Source organism: Actinoplanes sp. NPDC019969 (assembly GCF_055562375.1).
Map to the genome: position 1 here is coordinate 227,693 of NZ_JBVHFK010000011.1, position 23,024 is coordinate 250,716.

Consider the following 23,024-nt stretch of genomic DNA (forward strand, 5'->3'; position numbering starts at 1 on the left):
GTGTGAGTACGAACCCGAGCACCTCCGTCGCCCGCCCCTCGGTGGACCACCGGCCCGCCGTCACCGTCCTGTCCGGCTTCTCCCCGGGCGCGGTCCAGGCCGCCGCCCGGGCCCTGCTGATCGCGGACGAGACCCTGCTCGCGGTCGGTCACGACCTGTCCGGGCTGCGGCACGGCGTGGTACGCCGCCGGGTCGAGTCCGCCGCACGGGTCATCGAGCAGGAGACGGTCGAGCTGCAGCACGGTTGCGTCTCCTGCACGCTGCGCGAGGACGTGCTGCCCACCCTGCTCCGGCTCGCCCGGGAGCGGCCGGGCAGCGACCTGCTGCTGGTCCTGCCGCCGACGGTGGAGCCCGAGGCCGTCGCCGCCGCGTGCGGGCATCAGGCGGCGCTGCGGTTCGACTCGTACGTGACGGTGGTCGACGCGGACCACTTCCTCGACGATCTGACCAGCACCGACGACCTGCGCGACCGGGACCTGCACGCCGCCGGCGACGACCACCGGGCGGTCGCCGAGGTGGTGGCGCACCAGGCCGAGTTCTGCGACACGGTGATCCTGTGGAGCCGGCCCGGCACCGGCGCGGCCGAACTGGACCGGCTGACCGCGTTGCTGCACCGGCTCGCGCCGTGGGCGGTCACCGTGCCGGTCGGGCCGTCGGACAGCCTGGACTGCACGGGGCTCGCCGCTCAGGTGCTGCGATCCGGCCGCCATGATCCGGAACGGCCGGGCGTGCTGGGGATGGCTCTCGAAGGGCGCTCGATCGGCGTACACGAAAAGGGGTCGTCGGTGGTCTTCCGCACCCGGCGGCCGTTTCATCCGGAACGCCTGCACGAGGCCCTGGAGGAACTCACCGAGCACGCGCTGCGCGGGCGGGGGCAACTGTGGATCGCAAGCCAGCCGGACGGGGCGATCGCATTCGAGTTCGCCGGTGGCGGGGTGAGCCTCGGCAGCCTCGGGTACTGGCTGGCGGCGCTGCCGGTGGAACGCTGGACCGAGACGAGCGATCAGCGGCGGCTGGCCGCCGACCTGGACTGGGACCCCTACTACGGGGACCGGCAGACCGTCCTGGTGCTGATCGGGCTGCACCTGGACCACCCATCGCTCCTGTCGCTGCTGCGGGCGTGCCTGCTGACCGACGCCGAACTCGCCGACGGGTTCGAGGCGTGGGCGAGCCTGCCGGATCCGTTCGCCGGCTGCTTCCCGCTGAGCGAGAACGCGGAGCCGCATTGACATCCATGTTTCTATGAGATGAACATGGGAGCGCTCCCAACATTCGGAGGCTTCCGTGCCCATCTCATCCCCATGGCGTGCGGCTGCGAGCATCGTCCTGCTCGCGGCCGTCGCCACCACCCCCTCCAGCGCCAGCGCCGCCGAGACCGACACCCGCGTCGACATCGACATCCGGGCCGGCCTGGCGTCCGTCAGTGACGTCGCCGTCGGCGTCAACCACGCCATCTGGGACTCCCAGCTCGGCACCCCCGCCGTGTCCGGCCTGCTCAAGGACGCCGGCGTGACGATGGTCCGCTACCCCGGCGGCTCGTACGCCGACATCTACCACTGGCGCGACCACACCGCCCCCGGCGGTTACGTCGCCCCGAACACCGACTTCGACACGTTCATGGCCGGCGCGAAAGCCACCGGCGCCGAGCCGATGATCATCGCGAACTACGGCACCGGCACGGCTCAGGAGGCCGCCGACTGGGTGCGGTACGCCAACATCACCAAGAAGTACGACGCGACGTACTGGACGATCGGCAACGAGAACTACGGCAACGGCCACTACGGCGCCAACTGGGAGGCCGACGACCACGCCGACAAGAGCCCGAAGGAGTACGCGGCCAACGTCGTCGCCTACGCCCAGGCGATGAAGGCCGTCGACCCCACGATCAAGGTCGGCGCCGTGCTGACCATGCCCGGCAACTGGCCGGACGCCATCGTCGGCACCGGCGACCAGGGCTCCTGGAACCAGGAGGTGCTCACCCGCGCCGGCGCCGCGATCGACTTCGTCGACGTGCACTGGTACCCCGGCGGCAGCACGCCCGCCGAGGCGCTGACCAAACCCGCCCAGATCACCGACGCCGTCCACCTGCTGCGCCAGCAGATCGACAGGTACGCGGGCGCGAACGCCGGCCGGATCACGATCAGCATGACCGAGACCAACGTCGACGTCGGCCGCAACACCCAGCCGGGCGCGCTGTACCTGGCGGACGTCTACAGCGGCCTGCTCGCCCAGGGCGTCTTCACGGTCCACTGGTGGAACGTCCACAACGGCCTCGGCACCGTCTCCACCATCGCCGGGCAGACCGACTACGGCGACTACGGGCTGCTGTCCAGCGGCAACTGCAACGCCGACAACAGTGTGTGCCAGCCGCCGATGAACACGCCGTTCGCCCCGTACCACGCCCTGTACCTGATCGGCTCCTTCGCCGAACCCGGGGACCGCTTCGTCGCCGCCGGCACGAACAATCCCCTGGTCAGCGCGCATGCGGTGCGCAAGGCCGACGGGGATGTCGCGGTTCTGCTGATCAACAAGGACCCGGATGCGGCCCACACGGTCTCCCTGGCCCATCACGGCTACACCCCTGCTGCGGGTACGCCCACGGCCGCGACCTACACCAACGGCGCCGACGCGATCACGACCGCCCCGGCCGGCAGCGCCACCGAGCAGACCCTGGCCCCGTACTCGATCACTCTCGTCACCCTCGACAACCCCGCCACCGCCGCCGCACCGCCCGCGCCCGCGTGGCCGTCGGCGACCGTGACCGACCGCACCGCGACCATCTCCTGGCCGTCGGCGGGCGCGAACCTGAAGTACGAGGTCTACCGCCAGAACGGTGGCGCCGCCGAACTCCTCGGCGAGACCACCGGCACGTCGCTGACCGCCCGCAACCTGGAGCCGGGGCGCCGCTACACGGTGAACGTGGTGGCCCGGGACGGGGCCGGCCGCCTCTCCCCGCCGTCGCCACCGCTGACCTTCACCACCGGCACGCCGAGCAGTTCGTCGTGCACGGTGAAGTTCCGCAACACCAGTGACTGGGGCAACGGCTACGTCGGCCAGGTCGACATCACCAACAACGGGGCGGCGCTGTCCGGCTGGACGCTGTCCTTCGGCTGGCCGACCGCCTGGCAGAGCCTGAGCAGCGGCTGGAACGCCACCTGGACCGAATCCGCCCGGACCGTCCGGGTGACCAGCGACAGCACCCTGGCCGCCGGGGCCACGACGGGCGCCGGTTTCGTGGGCTCCTACAGCGGGCCGAACGTCGCGCCGTCCGTCTTCACCCTCAACGGCACCGTCTGCACCAGCGTCTGACCCCTTCCCGGTGGGGAATGAGAGCGAATGTCACGGGTACCGCTGAACGACGTTCAGCGGTACCCGTGTAGCGGCGTCTCACCAGCGCTGACCTATGTGCGGGCTGGTCAGCGACTTGGGTGGATCACCTGTCCTGGCGAATGGTGGGGCGTCTCCATCGACCGGATCGCCCAACCATCCGATTCAGGCCGGCTACACGGGTTGATTGGCGTTGTCGCTGTCGTCGCCGTTCGCGTCGAGCCCAAGCTCGCGTGCGAGATCGCTGGCCGTCATGCGTTGATCGGCTGCGGCCCGGCCCCATTCATCGAAACGCACGCCTTCGGCTTCGAGAACGATCCGGGGATCGTCGTGACGCGTCGGGTCGGGCCAGCGGAATTCTGCTGAGATTGTGCCGTCGATCTTCAGTACCCGGTGCGCGTTGGGTACCTGGACGCTCGCCAGGCGGGCGGCGACGCTGCGGTGAAAGACGCCGATCACCTCGGCGATATCGGAGTAGCTGGTCCAGCGGCCCGCGGGGATACATGTGAGCGCTTGGTTCATCAGCGACCAGCGAGGGCTCGGGGGTGGGACACTGGCCGATTCGTCGGGTCCGGGCCAGATGCGGATGATTCGGTCTGCCAGCGCTCGTCCTCTGGCCATGATCTCGGTCTTTCCCCAGCGCGGTGCGCGAGCGATCTCGCGATTCATGGCGAGCCCGCTGTCGCCGAGGATCTTCTTCTTGGCCTCGAAGCCGTCATTGGCCAGCTTGGCGTTATAAGCGGTCAGACTGAGGTTGCCGAGAGTGTGTACGAGCGAGCTGTGTAATTCCTCTACCGTTTCGCCGTCTTCGAGGTCGACTCGTAGCATGCCCCACCACTCCTCGGTGGGGGACTGCGGTAGCACGTGTTCGATGGTGAGTTTGGCGTGATCGAAGTCGACAGGTTCGCCATGGCGGTGGTCCTCCTCGATGCAGCGGAGGACAAAGCTGCGCTGTGGGCCTCGCCCAAGCCAATAGAAGCTGTTGACCAGTACAGCGTCGCGGACCAGTTGGTCAGTGGGAAACCGCTTGCGGGGACCGGATAGGACGCGAGTGATGGCCTTGGCGGAGGGCGTTTGATCTCCGAGGTCCTTGACCAGCGTCATCAGCAGCCGGTTGTTGTTAGCGCTGGAGATGCCCGCGAGCATACGTCGAACGAGGTAGCTTTCAACGACTCGGAGAGCCTCTGCTGCTTCGGCAGAGTTGAGATGCCCCGCTTCGTGCGCCAGGAGCACATGCAGGGCGATGGGGTGCACGACCGCCGCTCCCCATCGGTCGAGCCGGTCGAGCGCGCGGCGCAGTGTTGCGTCTTGAATTTGCTGTGGAGACAGGATCAAGCGGAACAGGCGGGCCTTTTGGTGCAGCTCGATGATCCACTGCTCGATCGCGGCTTCGTCAGGAAGCTGCTTGAGTCGCTGCTGTTGAGCTTGGTATATCGCTTCTTGCGTTGCCCGGTCGTCACCGCGAAGTACGAGGTCAAGCCATACGAGTTCCTCCAACTGGCGGTCAGTGAGGAGTTCCTGCAGCGGTAGCCACTGCCATTCGTAGACGTGATCACCGCGGTTCGGTAGGCGCATGAACAAGTAGTTGCGGAGAAGGTCAGCCTGGGTCAGCGGTTGGCCCGTGTAGTTAAGGGATTCGAAGATTCGATGGACATTGTCTTCGGGGTGCGCCGCGATCTCCACGAGACTCAGTCGAGCCGCCACGGCCTGTTCGATACGGACGACGTCGTAGTCGTCATCTGGGTCGTCGGCTTGCACCAGGGCGGACCGGAAGAAGCGGTATGCCTCGCCGATGCGGTCTTCGCCCCCGGCGTCGGGGTCGCGTTCCACCAGCGCCAGCCATGCCGCTCGGTCGGCTTTGGTGGGTAGTAGCGTGTACCGCTCCATGCCGCTGGCGTACTTGTTGAGCAGGTACATGTCGTCGATCTTTGCGGCGAGCTGGGGATCAGTGGCGCGGACGTGGTCGCGTACCGCGCAGAGCAGGATGCTCAAGGTCGTGAGTCGCTGTTGGCCGTCTACTACGAGCCAGCTTTGCACACCGGCGGGTGTATTGGTCGGGCTGGGAGCCAGCACCACGGAGCCCAAGAAATGGGTGACACTGTCACCAAGCGTGACTACCTGCGTTAGGTCCGCCCATAGCTGAGCCAGGTCTCTGCGCTTCCAGCTGTAGCGTCGCTGGTAGAGCGGCACAACGTACTGCTTCTCTCCTTGTAGGAGGTTACGGACCGTCGTCTCGTTTGCCTTCAAGCTGACCCTCCGTGGCGCTGCTTGGCGTTCGCGTCGACGCTCGGCAGCGCCGCGACCACCCATACTGCCGATTCGCATAGACGGATCGCCATCATACGAACGTGTTAGCGATTGGCCCCTACACCGCAGTCCGCTGTGAGCTCCGACCGTCAGCCCGTAAGGGAACCGGCTCCGTATCGCGAGATTCGGAGGCGGTTGCGGGACTCGCTATACCGATGCCCCGTCATCTGACCCAGGGGCCCGGGTAGCCGTCGCCTCGACTTCGCCACGGATGCACTTAGGCCGTGTCTTCAAAGGATCGTGGCCATGGATGATGTACGGCGTGATCCGCCGCTATGAGCTGACTGACGCCGAGTGGGAATCGCTGTCACCGCACCTGCCATCGGTGATCACCGGCGACCGTCCGCGCGAGGACGACCGCCGGGTGCTCAACGGCATCGTGTGGAAGATCCGCTCCGGCGCACCCTGGCGCGACGAGCCCGCCCGATACGGCTCCTGGAAATCGATCTACACCCGTTTCCGCAGGTGGGCGTTGAACGGCACGTTCGCCAAGATGCTCGCCGCCGCCCAGGCCGCAGCGGACGCGAACGCCGACATCGACTGGCTGGTCTCGGTCGACTCCACCATCGTGCGCGCCCATCAGCACGCGGCGGGCGCAAAAAGGGGCAGCCGGAAACGGGCAAACCGGATCACGCCCTCGGACGATCCCGTGGCGGGCTGACCACCAAGATCCACCTGGCGTGCGACGGCGCCGGCCGGGTCCTGGCCTTCGTGCTCTCCGGCGGCAACGTCAATGACTGCACCTGCTTCGAGCAGGTCATGAACGCCATCCGCGTCGACCGGATCGGGCCGGGCAGGCCACGCACCCGCCCCGATCACGTCATCGCCGACAAGGGTTACAGCAGCCGCGCGATCCGCCGCTGCCTACGCCGCCGCGGCATCACTCACACCATCCTGGAACGCTCGGACCAGCAGAAACACCACCGCAATCGCGGGCCTCGCGGCGGCCGGCCGCCGACCTTCAACAAGCTGATCTACCGGCACCGCAACGTCGTGGAACGTTGCTTCAACAGGCTCAAGCAATGCCGATCGGTGGCCACCCGCTACGACAAGACCAGCACCTCTTTCCAGGCCACCGTCACCATCGCCGCACTGCTGCAGTGGCTATAACCCTTTGGCGACACGGCCTAGGCGGCCAGCGCCCAAGGCCTGAACATCTGCAAGGCCTGCGCGGTGAGGGTCCGGTGGACGGTCGGGATCAATTTCATGCGGGCGCCACCGCGCTGGACGTTTCGGATGGCGTACGGTCCGGCACCACCCACGGTGCTCGTGGATCACCGCGGGCGATCAACGAGAAGCGGCCGATGCCTCCGGGTCAGCCGCGCCGGCGAGCCGGGGCGCACCACCCCAGACACCCTGGGCGGGCGCGGTGTAGTCACCGATCAGCCCGTTGACGCGCCGGTTGCCGAGGACGTGGTGCTCCAGCAACGGGGAGACCTGGACCCGCGGCCGGGTGGCCTCGTCGATCCGCCGGCGCGTCCGGCGCAACTCGGCGAAGTCGCGCTGCTCGTGCACATGCAGGCGGGCGATGGCGGTCATCTGTTCCCAGACCAGGAAGGCCTCGCCCGGGTCGCCGTCGACCTGCGCGACCAGACGCAGGCCGGTGAGCGGAGGGTGGCGCCGTTCGCCGGCCGGCGGGCTCCCTCGGCGGAATGGCACGAATCGGGGAGCAGAAATTTCGCCGCCGGATTGCGGGCCGGGCGGCGAGAAATGAATTTTTTGTTTCCGGTACGGCATTGACAGGCTTGGTGGCCAGGGAATCCACCGGAGCCTTCCCCTTGCATAGATGCACGTCACTCAAGTCTTCACAGGAATCTCACCTCCTTTCCGTAGGGTCCCCGAACGGGCCGGCAACTACAGCGAAAGGCGGAACGTGACTCAATTCAGAAGATGGGGCTGGGGCCTCGGCATCGCGACGGCATCGGCGGTGACGGCGTTCGGGGTCGCCTCGTGGCAGGCGATCGCCGCACCGTCCACACCGACGCCGACGGTCACCGCCGAGCAGGCGAAGGTGACCGATCCCCAACCGGTTCCCGAGGCCGCGACCGGCAGTGGGAACGACGCGCTGACCAGCACCGAGGTCGAGAAGGCGCGAACCCTCGCGCTGACCCCGCAGCTCGCCGCGAACGCCGAGGACGTCACCGGCAAGGCGGGCCCGGAGTACCTGTCGGCCGAGATCGACGCCGAGGCCGGCGGGCGGCAGGCCGAGCTGTACTACTACGACTACAAGACGGAGAAGCTGGTCAAGCAGGTCGTCGACCTGGCCGCCGGGAAACTCGTCAACTCCTTCTCCGCCGCGGGCATGCAGCCGCCGGCATCCGAGCAGGAAACCCGTACCGCTCTCGAACTGCTGCTCGCGAATCCGGCCGGCAGCGGGCTCAAGGAGTCGTACCGGGCCACCACCGGAAAACAGCTGAACGGCACCGAGGGCCTGGTCCCGACCGCCCACATCTACACGGCCAAGCCGGCCGACAAGGGCGCCGCCCAGTGCGGCAAGAACCGTTGCGTGCAGCTCATCGTGGCGACCGACGGCGGGCAGTTCCTCAGCGTCAGCGAGTTCATCATCGACCTCTCCGGGCGCACGGTCGCCCGCCTCACGTGAGCGGGGATTCCGGCAGCATGACGAACCGAAAGATCGCCGGCACCCTCGCGCTGCTGACCGCGGCGGCGCTGAGCGCGTCCGTTCCGTCGCCGGCGCAGGCTGCCGCGCCGGCTCCGTGCAGCGGCGCGTCGACGGTGAAGGAGACCCTGCCGAACGGGACGACGTGGCAGCTGTGCTGGCGCATCCACGACAAGGCCGGGCTGGTGCTCACCAAGGTCTACGTCTCGACCAAGCGCAACCCGCAGCCGGTGCAGGTGCTCGACTCGATCCGGCTCGCCCAGCTGCACGTGCCGTACGACACCGGTGACATGGAGTTCGACGACCTCACCGACATCGGCATGGGTGGCGGCGCGCTGGAGACCCTCGACGGCGACGACTGCAAGGGCGGATCGGCGCGCCTGGGCTCCGACGGGTCCGCCGAGCCGGTCCAGCGCAAGGTGCTGTGCGTCAGCGCCGAGCCGGCCGGCCTGGCATACCGCGCCCGCGAGGAGAGCTGGGGCGAGGACGGGCCGGAGCCCGGCACGCTGTACTCCAAGCAGGGTCACGACCTGGTGCTGCGGACGATCAGCAAGCTTTCCTGGTACGAGTACGTCACCGAGTTCCGGCTGCGCGACGACGGCCAGATCTCGGCCCGGCTCGGCGCGACCGGCGACCTGGCCCCCGGCACCGAGGCGGACGCCGCCCGCGGCTGGCCGATCGGCAAGGGCGGCGCGTACAAGGCGACCATGCACTACCACAACGCGTTCTGGCGGGTCGATTTCAACATCGCCGGCAAGGGTGGCGAGAAGGTCCAGCAGTACGACACCACGCTGGACGGCCAGGGCGACATGACCGCCAAGCTGAAGACCACGAAGAAGGACATCGCCACCGAGGGCACGTTCTCCGAGGTGGATCAGCGCTGGTGGCGGCTGACCAGCCAGAACAGCAAGAACACCGACGGGCACCAGCGGTCGTACGAGCTGGTCACCGGCGCCAACGCCCGTTACCAGGGGCACCCGGAGACGAAGCCGGACGTCACGTTCACCGAGAAGAACGCGTGCGAGAAGTACGCCAGCGGCAACGACACCGACCCGGAATGCCCGCCGGGGCTGCGTACCGTTCTCGACTTCGTCAAGGACAAGCAGAAACTCACCGACCCGGTGATGTGGGTACGGGTGGGCTTCCACCACGTGCCGCGCGACGAGGACCAGAGCCCGATGCCGATGCACTGGCAGGGATTCGACCTGGCGCCCCGTGACTTCACCGCGATGAACCCGCTGACGCCGGACGGTCGTACCGGCGAGAACGGCGGACCGGCGCCCGAGCCACAGCCCTCGGGTTCGCGAGGCTGACCGGTCACCGGCACGGTCCTTCCCCACCGAGGACCGTGCCGGCCCCGTACCCCGAAAGGAATCTCCTGATGATCCGCCGTCTTGCCGCCCTGCTCAGCCTGGCGCTCGCCGGCGTGGCGGTGATCCTGCTGCGGGACACCGGCGGACCCGCGCCGCAGCCCGCCGCCGCCACCGTCGTGGGCGCGCCGAGCAGCGCCGACGAGCACTACGCGCGGATGATGATGACGCACCACGAGCAGGCGGTACGGATGAGCCGCACCCTGCTGGCGAAGGGTGACGTGCCGGAACGGATCCGCCTGATCGCCGAGTTCATCGCCCACGACCAGCAGCGCGAGATCGACCAGACCGACGCCTGGCTGGCCGCGTGGGACCGGCCGCCGACCGGATCACCGGCGCCCGACGGGGCGGGACACGGCATGCTGACCGCCGCCCAGCTGGCCGAACTGGACCACGCGGACGCGGCCACGGCGCCCCGGGTCTTCCTGCGCCTGATGATCGAACACCACCGGGGCGCCATCGTCATGTCCCGGGACGTCCTCGACCTGCCCGGCGGTAACGCGTACATCCGCAGCATGGCCAAACACGTCATCAACGAGCAGACCGCCGAGAACGAAGCCATGACCGCCCTGCTCCCGGCGTGACCGCGACCTCGTTTCCGCGCCGCCGCGACGGGGCATCGCCAGGCCGTGCTGAATCGTGGAGACCTGCTCGACGGACGGTTCCACCTGCGGGAACGCCTGGGCGCCGGCGGCATGTCGGTGGTGTGGCGGGCCCGTGACGAGGTGCTCGGCCGCGACGTCGCCGTCAAGGTCATGTCGGCTGACCTCGGTCGCGACGCGGCGCTCATGGCGCGGATCCGCGACGAGGCGCGGGCGATCGCCCGGCTGCGGCATCCCGGCATCGTGGAGGTGTACGACTACGGCGAGGCGCCGGGGCCGCTGCCGTACGTGGTGATGGAGGTCGTCGACGGCCGCACGCTCGCGGACCTGCTCGCCGGAGGTCCGCTGCCGTGGCGCCGGGCCGTGCGGATCGGCGCGCAGGTGGCGGCCGCTCTGGCTGCCGCGCACGACCGCGGCGTGGTGCACCGGGACGTGAAACCCGGCAACGTGGTCGTCGCCGGCGACCGGGTGACGCTGGTCGACTTCGGCATCGCCGCCGTCGCCGGCGACGACGACCGTGGCACGGGACTGCTCGGCACCCCGGCCTACCTCGCCCCGGAACGCTGGAAAGGCGGAGTGGTACGCCCGGCGAGCGACGTGTACGCGCTGGGCCTGCTGCTGTTCCAATCCCTCACCGGCCGCCTGCCGTGGGGTGGTCCTCTGCCCGCCGGACTGCCCGTCGAGGTGGCGGCTCTGTGCCGCCGGTGCCTGTCCGACGATCCCGCGCAACGGCCGTCCGCCGCGGAGGTGGCGTCGGTGCTCGCCGCCCTTCCCGGCGACGCCGGCCCCGGAGTTCCGCGGCAGGTCCGGACGATCATCGAGGGGTCCGTCGTCTCCGGCCGGCCCCGGCGTGGTCCGGTCGGTACCGCCGTCGCGGGGCTGCTGGTGGCCGGGGCTTTCCTGGCGGCGATGGTTCCGGGGACGCTCGACGGTCTCCGGGCACAGGCCGGGCCACCCGTGTCCCCGCCGGTGAACGCCCCGGTCACGCCGGGTCCGGGCTGTGCGGTGGGCTACGTCGTCCGGGCCGGGACCGGACACTTCACCACCGAGGTCACCGTCACCAACACCGGGCCCACCTCGGTCCGGGACGCACCGTTCGCCTTCGCTCTGCCCGGCGGCGCTTCCGTGAACAGCGGAGAGCCCGGTACGTGGCGGCAGTCCGGCCGGACCGTCACCGCACGGTTGACCGTGCCGCCCGGCGACCGCCACACCGCGACGATCAGCGGCACCTACCGGGGCGCCACCCCCATGCCGAAGCAGTTCCGCCTCAGCGGAACGACATGCCGGGTGGCCCTCTCCGTCGCGGCGGCGCCGCCGGTGACTTCCGGCTGACCGCCTCCGTGACAGGTTGAACTTCGTGTGCCCGGTCGTGTCGAGAACCGGGGTGGGGCTCCGACCCAGGGGTGCACGCGGCGAGAATGGCCGCAGGAGCATCGAGGGAGAACGACGATGGCAAAGTACCTGATGCTGAAGCACTACCGGGGAGCGCCGGCGGCGGTCAACGACGTGCCGATGGAGAAGTGGACGCCGGAGGAGATCGACGCGCACATCCGGTACATGCAGGAGTTCGCGGACCGCCTGGTCGCGACCGGGGAGTTCGTCGGGGAGACGGCGCTCGGGCCGGAAGGGACCTGGGTGCGGTACGACGGTGACGGCCGGCCGCCGGTCACCGACGGGCCGTTCGCGGAGACGAAGGACCTGATCGCCGGGTTCATGATCATCGACGTGGAGTCGTACGAGCGGGCTCTGGAACTCGCCGCCGAACTCTCCGCCGCGCCGGGCGCCGGTGGCAAGCCGATCCACGAGTGGCTCGAGCTGCGCCCGCTGTACGGGACGCCCCTGACGGTCACGGAGTAACCGACGTGGACGAGGTTCTCCTGCGGACCCTCACGCCCACGGTGCTCGGGGTCCTCGTCCGCCGCGGAGCCGACTTCGCGGCGGCCGAGGACGCCGTGCAGGACGCCCTGGTCGAAGCGGTCCGGGTGTGGCCGGACGATCCGCCGCGCGATCCGTCGGGGTGGCTGATCGCGGTGGCGTGGCGCCGGTTCCTCGACGCGGTCCGTGCGGAGACGTCCCGGCGGCGGCGGGAGGACCTCGTCGACGCCGAGCCGCAGCCGGGCCCGGCCGGATCCACCGACGACACGCTGCGGCTGTACTTCCTGTGCGCGCATCCGTCGCTCACCCCGGCGTCGGCGGTCGCGTTGACACTGCGGGCCGTCGGCGGGCTGACCACCCGGCAGATCGCGCAGGCGTACCTGGTGCCGGAGGCGACCATGGCGCAGCGGATCAGCCGGGCCAAACGGACCGTCGCGGACGTCCGGTTCGATCAGCCGGGCGACGTCGCGACCGTGCTGCGGGTGCTGTACCTGGTCTTCAACGAGGGCTACTCCGGCGACGTCGACCTGGCGGCCGAGGCGATCCGGCTGACCCGGCAACTGGCGGCGGCGTACCGGCACGAAGAAGTGGACGGCCTGCTCGCGCTGATGCTGCTGCATCACGCGCGGCGGCCGGCCCGCACCCGCCGGGACGGCAGCCTGGTCCCGCTCGCCGACCAGGACCGCAGCCGGTGGGACACCCGGATGATCGCCGAGGGCGTCGGCCTCCTGCAGAACGCGCTGGCCCGCGACCGGCTCGGCGAGTTCCAGGCGCAGGCGGCGATCGCCGCCCTGCACGCCGACGCGCGGACCGCGGCGGAGACCGACTGGGTGCAGATCGTGGAGTGGTACGACGAACTGGTCCGTCTCACCGCCAGCCCGGTGGCCCGCCTGAACCGTGCCGTCGCGCTCGGCGAGGCGGACGGCCCGCACGCCGGCCTGGCCGCCCTGGCCGACCTGGACCCGGCCCTCCCCCGCTACCCGGCAGTCGCCGCCTACCTGCACGAACGCGCCGGCGACCGGCAGACTGCCGCCCGCCTCTACACGGAGGCCGCCCACGCCGCGACGAGCCTGCCGGAACGCGACCACCTGACCCGCCAGGCCGCCCGCCTCAACAACTCACCGCTCTGACCACGGATCAGAAGGCGGCGATGCCTTGGTCCCGGTGATACCCGGATGCAGTACGGTCTCTGCGACTCAAGATCGTCAACTTCTAGGGGACTGATGTTCACCCTCCGTAAACTCGTCGCCGCTATGGCGACGGCGCTGGTCGTGACGACGACGGCGCTGACCGTGTCGTCGTCGCCCGCGGCGGCCGCCATCCCTCCCGCCCCCAAGCTCAGCGACTTCGTCCTCCGGCCGGCTTCGCTGCCGTCGCCGTCGCTGCAGGAGCGGGTCAATCGCCTGGACGCCAAACTGCCCAAGCTGGGGGTGCAGAACATCCTCCTGCAGGCCAACCGCACCGGCGTCTGGTCGAACGGCTCCGTGAGCGCGTGTCCGTCCGATGCCTGGTTCGGCAGGACGCCGCCGCCGGGACGGCGGTTCTGCTTCAACGACGGTGACAACAACACCGCCGAATGGGTTCCGCAGGGTGTGACCACGGTGGCCGACGCCCAATCCGACGAGCTGTGGGGCTCCAAGCAGGGCGTGCTCGTCTCCTGGTACCAGCCCGAGGCCGCCGGCCGGAAGGGCGTCCGGATCTCGTTCATCGACACCGCGACGAACCAGTACCAGCACGTGCTCCTGGTCTACCCGTACATCAACGGCTCGGGCGCTCCCGACTACGAGGCGGTCACCAGCCCTCAGTCGGGCGATGGCAAGAGTCTGCACGCCGGCGGCATCGTCTGGGCCGGCAACTACCTGTACGTCGCGGACACCACCCAGGGCATCCGGGTCTTCGACATGCGCTACATCCTCGACATCAAGTCGGCCGTCAACGGCGACGTCACGAACTCGAACGCGGTGGGCTGGTACGACGCGTACCCCGACGGCGAGTTCTACTACAGCTACGGCTACCGCTACGTGATGCCGCAGGTCGACTGGCTGGTCAGCGCCGGCGGCGACGCGCCCTCGAAAAGCGGCTGGTGCGAGGTCGACGGTCCGTCCAAGTTCTCGTACCTCGGTTACGACCGCGCCAACGGCCTGATCAGCGGCGAGTACTGCAACGAGAACAACAAGTACGGGCGCGTCGCGAAGTGGCTGCTGGACAGCAGCGGGCGCCTCGTGCGTGACGCCGACGGCAAGGTCCGCGCGTCAGCCGCGTACCGGCTTCCCGTCTCCAAGATCCAGGGCGCCTCGTCGTACAACGGAACGTGGTACCTCACGCAGACCGGTGGTGGCGACGACGAGACGGCCGGACTGCTGGAGGCCGGCGCCGGAGCCGGCGTGCTGACGGTGACCAAGGGCCGGCACGCCGGCTCCGGGGCGGAGGACATCTCCATCTGGCCGAGCAAGAAGGAGATCTGGACCGTCACCGAGTTCGCCGGCAAGCGCGTGCTCTACGCCTGCCCGCTGGCTGCCACCGCCGCCGGCACCATCTGCGGAACCGGGGCGACGGTTCGTCCCTGAGCGCGCGCGAGCAGGGCGGTCATCAATGACCGCCCTGCTCGCTTTACCCGGTCCGTTCGCTGCGGTGGCACTTGTTCGCCGCCGTGCCCGTACCCGGGTCGAGGGGTTTGGCGCCCTCGCCGGAGGAGAAGGAGTCGCCGAGCGAGACGTAGTCGGCCGGGCGCACCCGCGTGGTGCAGGTGACGGCGCTGCCGGTCGCCGGCGGCCGGTTGACCGGCGCCGGTGTCGTGGGCTCCGGATCCGCGCTGCCGGACCGGAAGGTGAGCCGAACCGTGTACACCAGCTTCAGCGGATCGGCGCGGCGGGTGTAGGTCCATGTGGTCGCGTTGTCACGGATTAGCGTGGAGGCGTTGTCGCTCGACAGCGAGACGCCGCCGTCCTACTCCCCCAGGTGGAAGTCGAGGACGGCTCCCTTGCGGTTGACCGGCGTGGTCCATTGCCGCGCTGCGCAGTACCCGGTGTCGCACAGATGAGTGGAGTCGGCGGACCCGCTGGTGAACATGATCGTCCGCGGCTCCGAAGTCATCGGCGACAGACGGGTGGAAATCACGCGTCCGGTGAGAGTCTCAGCCCGGGACTGGCAGCGGCTCCTGCGGCCAGTTGAGCATCGTGGCGCCGAGCACGGCTGCCTGCAGGGTGAACCGGTGCGTGGGATCGGCGGGATCGTAGCCGGTCAGGGCTTTGACCCGGTCCAGCCGGTACGTGACGGTGCGTACCGAGATGTGCAGCCGTTTGGCTGACTCGGTGGCCACGGTGCCGGTGGCGAAGTAGGCGTCGAGGGTGTCGAGCAGCGGCCGGGCGCCGCCGCGGGCCTGGGTGAGCGGGGTGAGCACCGTTTGGACCAGGTCGACGATGGCCGGCTGATCACGCAGCAGCACCCGGTAGATGAGCAGGTCGTGCGCGTTGGTGACCGGCTTGTCGGTGTTCAGCCGCCCGGCCATGGTGAGCGACTCGCGCGCCTCCTCATAGGAGCGGGCGATGCCGTACAGGCCCGGGTGGCCCCGGCCGACGGCGACGCGCCAGGGCCGGCCGCGGCGCAGACGGCTCAATTCGCTGTGTATCAGTGCACCCAGTTCTGTGCTCGCGGCCATCGAGGACGATGGGTTGCCCGCCGACGGCGGCTCGGCCGGCGCGATGACCACCAGGAGCCCGTCCTTGGTCGCCACCAGGACGTCGCGGTCGCCGAGCCGGTCGAACACGACCGCCTCGAGGGCGCTGATCGCGGTGTCGGCGTCCGGCAGCCGCCGGCTCGGGACGGCCAGCGCCACCTGGTGGATTCGGGCCAGGTCGAGCCCGAACGGTTCCGACCGTTCCACCAGGGTGCCTACATCGGAGTCGCCGCGCAGCAGGTCGTCGATCAGCTCACGGCGCAGGGTCTCCTCGCGCCGGACCAGGTCACGGCGCGCGTCCGCGTAGCCTTCGGCGAGGGTGGCGACGGCCTTGTCGACGACCTGGAGCACGGCGGCCGCTGCTGAGCGTACCGCTTCGCGGTCGCGGGACCGTACGACCATGGGGAGGTCCTGCCACAGCCGGCGGGCTGCGGACAGGTACAACTGCACCACGCGGCCGGCGGAGATGCCCTGCTCGGCCGCCTGCCGGCCGAGCAGGCCGACCGCGTCGAGCTCGCGTTTCCTGACCTGGCGGCCGTGGATGGCGGCGTCGGCGAGCAGGAGCAGGTAGTCGCCGAGCAGCTGCACCGGGACATCGCCGGCGTCGCGGCTGGCGCCGGCGGCCACCTCGATGAGCCAGGCGTCCTCCATGCCTGGTTCCCCCGGCCGCCGGCGTCGGGGCCGGGCGGTGCTGCCGGTCATCCGGTTACCTCGCAGACGGACTGGTCCGTGTCACGCGTGCTTGCCGATGGTCGGCAGTTTAGCCCCGCGATTTCTGACTGCCGTGGTCCTGCCCTTTCCGGAGCCGCCCCGGCAGGCTGGTAGTCGAACCGGACGACTGGATACGGGAAGGAGTTACCCGGCATGCCGCAATCGCGAGTACGTGATGTCATGACCACCGACGTGATCACCGTCTCCGAGGACGTCTCGGTGACGGAGATAGTTACCCTGCTCAAGGACCACCGGATCAGCGCGGTACCGGTCACGGACCGCTTCGACGTCGTCCTCGGCATCGTGTCTTGGACGGACCTGCACGAAAGGGTCAAACTCGGCGGAGAGGGCGGGTCGCGTACCGGCTGGTGGAGCCGATGGCGGAACCCGCTGCTGCAGTGGCCGCACGGCACGGTGGGCGCCGCCGACCTGCCCGCCCGGCAGAGCGGCCGGCGGTCCGTGGACAGGTGAGGCCGAGGATTTCCGCGGTCATCGACAGCGAGCCGCAGGCGTAACCGTCAACGGTGAGACTCCAGTCCATCCCGCAGGTTGTCACTACGTTGCCACCGGCCACGATCAAGATGCCGCGCTCTCGTAGCGGGCTCAATTCGGTCCGACACCAGTGCGTCCAGGCAGCCGGTGCCCGGTCACGGTCGTGCCTGCCGCTGCTCGGCAAGCAACGCGCGCCTTGTCGCCCGTCACCGGGCTGGGGCAGATACGGAGGTGTTTCATGCGGTGGCGGGTAGACGACGTCATGACACGCGATGTGGTGACGGTGGATGTCAGCACGCCTCTCCATCTGGTCGCGGCCCTGCTCGACCGCGAAGGGATCAGCGCGGTGCCCGTCATCGCGGACAGCGGCGAGGTCGTCGGTGTCGTCTCCCAGGCCGACCTGCTGCCCGGCGTCGCCCGCCCCGGTCGTGATGTCGCGCACGGCGACGCCGCGGAGGCACCGGTTGCGGCGCGTGCCGGTGACGTGATGACCACCCCGCCGCTCGGCGTGGCTGCCGGCGCCTCGCTGCAGGACGCGGCCAGAACCATGCGCCGGCGCAGGGTCCGGCGGCTGGTGGTGACCGATGCGGATGGTCAGCTACGCGGTGTCATCTCCCGCGGCGTCCTGTTGCGCCCGTACGCCAGAACCGACTCCGAGATCGGCGCAGAGATCGAGCAGGTGCTGCGCCGCCGCCTGTGGATCCGTCCGCAGCAGGTGCAGGTGCGCGTCGAGGGCAACACGGCGACGCTCACCGGCGCGGTGGGGCGCCGCTCCACCGCCGGGATAGCCACCCGGCTGGCGGCGGCCGTTCCGGGTGTCGGTGCGGTGATCGACCGCATCAGCTACGAGATGGACGACACCCACCTGATCCGCTCCCGGGTCCACCGGACCCACCCGTTCAGTGCCGAACCGTTCCACCCCGCAGCGGCCCGGTGAAGCTGCCGGGCCGACCCGGTCCGGGTCGGCCCGGCACCGAGACGATCGGATCGCCGGCGAGCGGCGATCTCGGTGATCAGAAGGGACCAACCCCAGTGACTGCCACCCCACACGCTGCCGACACCGGTGGCGCGTCGTCTCTGCGCCTGCTGCGCGACATCCTGGAGGAGCAGTACGCCACCCGGACCAACCGGCTGACCGAGCTCGTGCTGTGCGGCGCCCTGCCCCGGCACGGCGGGCACGAACCGCGCACGCTGGCCGCGCTGACTCGGGCAGCCCGCGACAGCGTCGCCGACACGGCCTACGCCCTGCGGCGCATGTCCCAGAACACCTACGGCATCTGTGAGCACTGCCGGCAGGACATCCCGCTGGGCCGCCTGCGGGTATGCCCGGAAGCCCGGTACTGCGCGCCGTGCGAGCAGATCTACAGGCCCTGCGAACCGTCGGCGCCCCGACGGCATGTCCCTCGACGAAAGGAACGCCGGCCATAAACGCTCCGGGATCGTCGGCTTCGACGGTTCGGCCGCCGCCCGGGCGGCACGGACATCGCCGCGACGGGCCCACCGGATGGGCCGAGTGAACGCGGTACCAACTATCGTGGAGGTGGCAGACGCCGTGACCGGTGAATCAATGATCGTCGCGAGCTCGTTCCGCTCTGAAAACATCGACGGGGCCAAGGCTCCTCGCCACCCGGCCGTCCGCGCGGGTCTTGTCGGCGCAGGTCTCGGCGGGTGGCTAGGCCTGCTCTCCGGCATGGTGCTGGCGCTGCTGCCCGGCGCCCCGCACGCGGTTGCTCTGCTGGGCGGCCCCTTGAGCGGGGCGATCATGGGCGCCCTGATGGGGCTCCTCGTCTACCGGGGTACCGACGGCCGTCGTGCCGCTTCCGGAACAAGCCGACTTCTCGTCTCCACGCGATCAGAGGGCGAAGATCAGGGAGGTCCGACAACCGCCGCGGAGCAGAGCCGGCCGCCTTGGCCCGCTGATGCCATGCGTTTACAACGAAGCACTCTTCCCCGGCTGGGGACCTCCTATGCCTTCGACACGGTCGCCGGGCAACGTGTCGGTGTGCTGGCGCACCACAGCGGACACCGGCATGTGATGACCTTCGACCCTGACGACCTCGACCGGGTGGTGCATGTCACCGAACTGACCGCGACCGAGGCGCTTACCGTCGCGCACCTGCTCGGCCTGCCGGTCGTGTCGGGGGAGGCAGCACAACCGCGGCTGACAGCACGGTCTTCCCGGAGGAGCTCACCACGGAGCAGGAGGTCAGGTGAGTTTGTCGAGGGCGTCGCGGAGTGCCGATCGTGAGGTGATGCCGAGTTTGGGGAAGATGCGGTAGAGGTGCGCGCCGACCGTTCGCGGTGACAGGAAGAGCCGTTGCCCGATCTCCTTGTTGCTCAGGCCGGCGGCGGCGAGGTGGGCGACCTCGAGCTGCTGCGCGGTGAGGTCGGCGGCCTGCGTGTCGGCGCGGGAGGAGGCGCCGGCGCCGGTGATCGCGATGCCGGTGGCGCGTAGTTCCTGTTCGGCCCGCCGATGCCAGGTGGTCGCGCCGAGGCGGGCGAACAGGTCGGTGGCGCGGCGGAGTTCCGGCCGGGCGGCACCGGGCTGCTGGTGCCGCCGGTAGTGTTCGCCGAGCGCGAGCCGGATGCGGGCGTGCTCGAACGGCCAGTCCTCGACGCCGGGCAGGGCGAGCGCCTGCCGGTACCGGGCGACCGGGTCGTCGGGGCCGAGCATGGCGCGGGCGGCGTGGACGTGCAGCCGCAGCCGTGGTGTCAGGTCGGCCAGCCCGGCTGCCTCGGCGGCGGCGAGATGGGCGCGGGCCTCATCGGCACGGTTCACCCGCATCGCTGCCTCGACGAGGTCGAGGGTGGCCCAGAGCGCGGCATGGGCGAAGGCCGGCAGGCGCCCGGGCCGGACCAGGGCGGTGGCGTGTTCGTACGCCGCTTCGTAGTCGCCGTTGGTCAGCGCGGCGAGGGCGAGGTTGCGGGTGGACTGGGCGAGGTGGGCGCGGCTGCCGCGGGGTCCGGCCCATCGTTCGATCGTCCGGCTGTACTCGTGCACGGTCTCGGTGTCTCCCCGTGCCGCGGCCAGCCAGCCGAGATGGCAGCGCAGGTCGTTGACGGCGGGTTCGAGACTGTGCCGGACGGCCAGGTCCATGCCGGCGTCGGCGGCTCTCTCACTGGCCTCCCAGTCGCCGGCGAGGAAGTGGTCGTGTGCGCTGAGCAGGTGGCCGGCGACCGCGTGGGTGATCGCGCCGCTGCCGGTCTCGCGTTCGACCAGGCCACGCAGCCAGGTACGGCGTTCGCGGAGCCCGTCGACGGCCATGGCGGCCCGGCAGAGGTCGGCGACGCGGCCCGGCGGGGCGTCGAGCGGCAGGGCGTCGAACGCTTCGGCGAGCCGGCGCCGGATGTCGGCGCCGTGGGAGGTGAGGTCGCCGAGCACGGCGTACATCAGGCGCAGTTCGTCGTCGTCGCAGTGTTCCATGAGGGTGGCGCAGTGGTGCCAGCGTTCGTCGTCGGCGCTGTAGAACGCGCTCATCAGGAGCAGTTTCGTAGCGCGCGTACGGTCGGCCGGTTCGCTGGTCTCCCGTACCGCCCGGTTGAGCAGTTGATCGGCGGCCGCGAGGTCGCCGTCGCGGCGGAGCAGGACCTCGGCGCGTACGGTGAGGGTCCGGGCCGACCTGCTCGGGTCGTCGGTGTATCGGCGGGCCTCGTCGAGCAGGCGCTGCGCCAGGTCCAACTACCCGAAAACGTTGGCCAGCTCCGCGCCGTCGTGGAGGCGGCGGACGGCGTCGCCGGGTGACGGGCTCAGCGCGGCGGCCCGCTGCATCGCGGCGACGGCCAGTCCGGTGCCGCCTCGCGAGCTGATCAGTGCGGCGCCGTGGTCGATCTCCTGGGCGATCGCCTCGTCGGGTTCGATCGTGGCGGCGGCGAGATGCCAGACCCGCAGTTCCGGGTTGCCGCGGTACCGCTGGGCGAGGTGCAGGTGCGCGGCGCGGATCTCGTCGGGGGCGGCGGTGTTGACGATGGCGGAGCGCATCAGGGGATGGCGGAACGTCAACCGGGCCGGGGTCGAGTCTCGGGTGATCAGGCCGAGTCGCTCGACCGTGGCGATGTCGCCGGGCGACAGCACCGAGGGGTGCGCGGCGTCGGCGGTGTGATCGCGCGGGTCACCGTCGAGGGCGCTCACCAGCAGGGCGGTACGGGTCGGCGCGGGCAGCGTGGTGACCCGGCCGGCGTAGCCCGCTTCGAGGCGGGTGCGCAGCGGCGCGGCGGCCGGGAGCATCTCCAGGCCGACGGCGGCCTGGGTGCCGAAGGCGTGCGGCAGGTCGGCGAGGGCCAGCGGGTTGCCGGCGGCGTCGCGCAGGATGCGTTCGCGGGCCGGCGCGGGCAGGTCCGGGTGGAGCAGATCGAGCAGCTCCGCGGCGGCCAACGGCTCCAGCGGGGGGATCTCCAGCATGCCGATGCCGGGGGTGACCCGTTCGCTGGCGACGAGCGGCCGGCGGGCGAAGATCGCGCGGACGTCGATGGTGGACAGCCGCAGCAGCAGGAACATCATGACCTCGCGGGTCGGGACGTCGACCCAGTGGGCGTCCTCGACGGCGATGAGCACCGGGCCGTCGGCGGCGAGCGCGGTGACGGCGGCGAGCGATGCCGTGCACACGGCCAGGCGGTCCGGGGGCGGGCCGTCGTCGAGTCCGAGGACGCGGCGCAACACCGAGCGGTGGAAGGGCTCCAGACGATCGAGGTGCTCCGGTACGGGCGCGAACAGCTGATGCAGGCCGGCGAAGGCGAGTTTGGCCTCGCTCTCGAAGCCGGTGCCGCCGATGACCCGGATGCCGCGTTCCCGGGCGTAGCGGATACCGGCCTGGAGCAGGACGGTCTTGCCGATGCCGGGGTCACCGTGCATGGTCAGGTTCGACGGTGTCCCCGGCCGGCGATCGATCATCGCGTACAGGGTGTCCCGTTCACGCTCCCGGCCGACGATGTCCAACGGTCCTCCTCTTTCGTGATCCGGTGCAGTCATTTGACCGATTGCCGGGCCGATGGCGGGGTGCAGCATGGTCGGCGACGACTGCCACCAGGGAGGAACCATGTCGCGGCTCGTGGTCGGCACGGACAACGGCGCCGCCGTGGAGCTGTACGTCGAGGACGTCGGCTCCGGGTGCCCGGTGGTACTCGTGCACGGCTGGCCGTTGTCGCAGCGTCTCTGGGATCAGCAGGTGCGCCCGCTGGTGGCCGCCGGACATCGGGTCGTCTCCTACGACAGGCGCGGATTCGGCCGCTCGTCGCACCCGTGGAACGGCTACGACGTGGACACGTTCGCCGCCGATCTGGCGCGGCTGATGGAGCGCCTGCGACTGCGGGACGCGACCCTGGTCGGCTTCTCGTCCGGATGCGCCGACGTGCTGCGCTACGTGGCCGCGCACGGTTCGCAGCGCGTCAGCCGGCTGGTGCTGATCAGCCCGCCGGGAGACCTGGGCGGGGACGAGCTGGTTGCCGCGTCGACGCATCATCGGGTCGCGATGCTCGACGAGGTGGTCAGCCGGATGTTCGCCGTGGACGGACTGTCCTCGGTCGATGAGCCGACCAGGCAGTTCCATGTGGCGCTGGCCGCGGGGGCGTCGGCCAAGGCGGTCACCGACTCGATCGTCGCCGCCGGCGCCGCGGATCTCGGACCGGCGCTTGCCGCCGTCGACGTGCCGGTCCTGGCCGTGGTCGGCGGCGCGGACGCGGTCGCCGACCCCGCGCGGACGATGCGGTGGCTGACCGCCGCCGCGCCGGCGATCCAGGTGACGGCTGTCCCGCACGCTCCGCACGCGGTGCCGGTCACCCACGCCGGCGAGTGCAATGCCGCCGTGCTGGCGTTCCTCGCCGGCTGAGCGCGTCTCAAGCCCCGTAACCCCCGTCGTGCGAATTTCCGGCTGAACAACTCGCCTGCGCTGTCGCGCCTCCACAAAGTACGGTGCCGCCTGCGCCGCAGTATCCGTCATCCGACGGTGGATCTCCACTGCGGTGGATGCCTCTGCCCGGACGACTACAGGCGTAGGTCATCGGTCGTCGCGGCCTCAGGTGCAGTCATCTGACAGGAGCGGATCGACCGT

General features: G+C 70.2%; 21 protein-coding genes and 1 pseudogene. 15 read left to right on the plus strand and 7 right to left on the minus strand.

Annotated elements, in window-relative coordinates:
- Positions 1-2: 2 nt before the first annotated feature.
- Together ACZ3II_RS30795 and ACZ3II_RS30800 are read left to right on the plus strand one after the other, a co-directional pair.
- Positions 3-1,229: a CobW family GTP-binding protein gene (locus ACZ3II_RS30795; RefSeq protein ID WP_465521805.1), complete on the plus strand. Its 1,227-nt coding sequence runs from the start codon at positions 3-5 to the stop codon at positions 1,227-1,229.
- Positions 1,230-1,284: 55 nt separating this feature from the next.
- Positions 1,285-3,309, plus strand: coding sequence for a cellulose binding domain-containing protein (locus ACZ3II_RS30800; RefSeq protein WP_465521807.1), 2,025 nt, complete (start codon positions 1,285-1,287; stop codon positions 3,307-3,309).
- 192 nt (positions 3,310-3,501) lie between these two features.
- On the opposite strand, the gene ACZ3II_RS30805 is transcribed toward ACZ3II_RS30800, so the two are convergent.
- Positions 3,502-5,652, minus strand: a complete 2,151-nt coding sequence (locus ACZ3II_RS30805; RefSeq protein ID WP_465521809.1) for a GmrSD restriction endonuclease domain-containing protein — start codon at positions 5,650-5,652, stop codon at positions 3,502-3,504.
- A gap of 235 nt (positions 5,653-5,887) precedes the next feature.
- Here ACZ3II_RS30805 and ACZ3II_RS30810 point away from each other — a divergent pair.
- A pseudogene (locus ACZ3II_RS30810) lies at positions 5,888-6,744 on the plus strand (IS5 family transposase).
- A 177-nt stretch (positions 6,745-6,921) separates the two neighbouring features.
- Here the strand turns inward: ACZ3II_RS30810 and ACZ3II_RS30815 are convergent.
- Complete coding sequence (locus tag ACZ3II_RS30815) at positions 6,922-7,293, minus strand: hypothetical protein (RefSeq protein WP_465521811.1); 372 nt, start codon at positions 7,291-7,293, stop codon at positions 6,922-6,924.
- 214 nt (positions 7,294-7,507) lie between these two features.
- Here ACZ3II_RS30815 and ACZ3II_RS30820 point away from each other — a divergent pair, with 214 nt between their 5' ends.
- From ACZ3II_RS30820 to ACZ3II_RS30850, 7 genes are all read left to right on the plus strand, one after another.
- Positions 7,508-8,236, plus strand: coding sequence for a hypothetical protein (locus ACZ3II_RS30820; RefSeq protein WP_465521813.1), 729 nt, complete (start codon positions 7,508-7,510; stop codon positions 8,234-8,236).
- A 17-nt stretch (positions 8,237-8,253) separates the two neighbouring features.
- Positions 8,254-9,567: a copper amine oxidase gene (locus ACZ3II_RS30825; RefSeq protein WP_465521815.1), complete on the plus strand. Its 1,314-nt coding sequence runs from the start codon at positions 8,254-8,256 to the stop codon at positions 9,565-9,567.
- Positions 9,568-9,635: 68 nt separating this feature from the next.
- On the plus strand, positions 9,636-10,208 hold the full coding sequence (locus ACZ3II_RS30830) for a DUF305 domain-containing protein (RefSeq protein WP_465521817.1): 573 nt from the start codon (positions 9,636-9,638) through the stop codon (positions 10,206-10,208).
- A 45-nt stretch (positions 10,209-10,253) separates the two neighbouring features.
- Positions 10,254-11,558, plus strand: coding sequence for a serine/threonine-protein kinase (locus tag ACZ3II_RS30835; protein ID WP_465521819.1), 1,305 nt, complete (start codon positions 10,254-10,256; stop codon positions 11,556-11,558).
- A gap of 117 nt (positions 11,559-11,675) precedes the next feature.
- A complete protein-coding gene (locus ACZ3II_RS30840; RefSeq protein ID WP_465521821.1) occupies positions 11,676-12,083 on the plus strand; it encodes a YciI family protein in 408 nt (135 codons plus the stop codon).
- Positions 12,084-12,088: 5 nt separating this feature from the next.
- A complete protein-coding gene (locus tag ACZ3II_RS30845) occupies positions 12,089-13,231 on the plus strand; it encodes an RNA polymerase sigma factor (RefSeq protein WP_465521823.1) in 1,143 nt (380 codons plus the stop codon).
- A gap of 93 nt (positions 13,232-13,324) precedes the next feature.
- A complete protein-coding gene (locus tag ACZ3II_RS30850) occupies positions 13,325-14,668 on the plus strand; it encodes a hypothetical protein (RefSeq protein ID WP_465521825.1) in 1,344 nt (447 codons plus the stop codon).
- Positions 14,669-14,711: 43 nt separating this feature from the next.
- Here the strand turns inward: ACZ3II_RS30850 and ACZ3II_RS30855 are convergent, their stop codons facing one another.
- The 3 genes from ACZ3II_RS30855 to ACZ3II_RS30865 all read right to left on the minus strand — a co-directional run bounded on the left by ACZ3II_RS30855 (position 14,712) and on the right by ACZ3II_RS30865 (position 16,428).
- Complete coding sequence (locus tag ACZ3II_RS30855; RefSeq protein WP_465521827.1) at positions 14,712-14,948, minus strand: hypothetical protein; 237 nt, start codon at positions 14,946-14,948, stop codon at positions 14,712-14,714.
- 99 nt (positions 14,949-15,047) lie between these two features.
- On the minus strand, positions 15,048-15,194 hold the full coding sequence (locus ACZ3II_RS30860; RefSeq protein WP_465521829.1) for a hypothetical protein: 147 nt from the start codon (positions 15,192-15,194) through the stop codon (positions 15,048-15,050).
- Positions 15,195-15,234: 40 nt separating this feature from the next.
- The gene (locus ACZ3II_RS30865) at positions 15,235-16,428 is read right to left on the minus strand and encodes a PucR family transcriptional regulator (RefSeq protein ID WP_465521830.1); all 1,194 of its coding nucleotides are present in this window, start codon (positions 16,426-16,428) and stop codon (positions 15,235-15,237) included.
- Between the two features lie 240 nt (positions 16,429-16,668).
- On the opposite strand from ACZ3II_RS30865, the gene ACZ3II_RS30870 reads away from it, so the two are divergent.
- From ACZ3II_RS30870 to ACZ3II_RS30885, 4 genes are all read left to right on the plus strand, one after another.
- A complete protein-coding gene (locus tag ACZ3II_RS30870; RefSeq protein WP_465521832.1) occupies positions 16,669-16,959 on the plus strand; it encodes a CBS domain-containing protein in 291 nt (96 codons plus the stop codon).
- Positions 16,960-17,242: 283 nt separating this feature from the next.
- Positions 17,243-17,917: a CBS domain-containing protein gene (locus tag ACZ3II_RS30875; protein ID WP_465521834.1), complete on the plus strand. Its 675-nt coding sequence runs from the start codon at positions 17,243-17,245 to the stop codon at positions 17,915-17,917.
- A gap of 95 nt (positions 17,918-18,012) precedes the next feature.
- On the plus strand, positions 18,013-18,408 hold the full coding sequence (locus tag ACZ3II_RS30880; protein WP_465521836.1) for a TraR/DksA C4-type zinc finger protein: 396 nt from the start codon (positions 18,013-18,015) through the stop codon (positions 18,406-18,408).
- Positions 18,409-18,520: 112 nt separating this feature from the next.
- Positions 18,521-19,228, plus strand: a complete 708-nt coding sequence (locus tag ACZ3II_RS30885) for a cation:proton antiporter regulatory subunit (RefSeq protein WP_465521838.1) — start codon at positions 18,521-18,523, stop codon at positions 19,226-19,228.
- Here the strand turns inward: ACZ3II_RS30885 and ACZ3II_RS30890 are convergent.
- Both ACZ3II_RS30890 and ACZ3II_RS30895 read right to left on the minus strand, forming a co-directional pair.
- Complete coding sequence (locus ACZ3II_RS30890) at positions 19,187-20,659, minus strand: helix-turn-helix transcriptional regulator (RefSeq protein WP_465521840.1); 1,473 nt, start codon at positions 20,657-20,659, stop codon at positions 19,187-19,189. The two genes, ACZ3II_RS30885 and ACZ3II_RS30890, sit on opposite strands and share 42 nt — an antisense overlap.
- A complete protein-coding gene (locus tag ACZ3II_RS30895; protein WP_465521842.1) occupies positions 20,660-21,913 on the minus strand; it encodes an AAA family ATPase in 1,254 nt (417 codons plus the stop codon). It abuts the gene before it with no gap.
- 100 nt (positions 21,914-22,013) lie between these two features.
- On the opposite strand from ACZ3II_RS30895, the gene ACZ3II_RS30900 reads away from it, so the two are divergent.
- The gene (locus ACZ3II_RS30900) at positions 22,014-22,802 is read left to right on the plus strand and encodes an alpha/beta fold hydrolase (protein WP_465521844.1); all 789 of its coding nucleotides are present in this window, start codon (positions 22,014-22,016) and stop codon (positions 22,800-22,802) included.
- The last annotated feature ends 222 nt before the right edge of the window (positions 22,803-23,024 follow it).

Excerpts from the sequence above, each read along its gene's own strand:
- ACZ3II_RS30805 (WP_465521809.1), bottom strand. The coding sequence starts at position 5,652 with ATGCGAATCGGCAGTATGGGTGGTCGCGGCGCTGCCGAGCGTCGACGC.
- ACZ3II_RS30825 (WP_465521815.1), top strand. The coding sequence starts at position 8,254 with ATGACGAACCGAAAGATCGCCGGCACCCTCGCGCTGCTGACCGCGGCG.
- ACZ3II_RS30830 (WP_465521817.1), top strand. The coding sequence starts at position 9,636 with ATGATCCGCCGTCTTGCCGCCCTGCTCAGCCTGGCGCTCGCCGGCGTG.
- ACZ3II_RS30840 (WP_465521821.1), top strand. The coding sequence starts at position 11,676 with ATGGCAAAGTACCTGATGCTGAAGCACTACCGGGGAGCGCCGGCGGCG.
- ACZ3II_RS30850 (WP_465521825.1), top strand. The coding sequence starts at position 13,325 with ATGTTCACCCTCCGTAAACTCGTCGCCGCTATGGCGACGGCGCTGGTC.
- ACZ3II_RS30860 (WP_465521829.1), bottom strand. The coding sequence starts at position 15,194 with ATGACTTCGGAGCCGCGGACGATCATGTTCACCAGCGGGTCCGCCGAC.
- ACZ3II_RS30865 (WP_465521830.1), bottom strand. The coding sequence starts at position 16,428 with ATGGAGGACGCCTGGCTCATCGAGGTGGCCGCCGGCGCCAGCCGCGAC.
- ACZ3II_RS30870 (WP_465521832.1), top strand. The coding sequence starts at position 16,669 with ATGACCACCGACGTGATCACCGTCTCCGAGGACGTCTCGGTGACGGAG.
- ACZ3II_RS30875 (WP_465521834.1), top strand. The coding sequence starts at position 17,243 with ATGACACGCGATGTGGTGACGGTGGATGTCAGCACGCCTCTCCATCTG.
- ACZ3II_RS30900 (WP_465521844.1), top strand. The coding sequence starts at position 22,014 with ATGTCGCGGCTCGTGGTCGGCACGGACAACGGCGCCGCCGTGGAGCTG.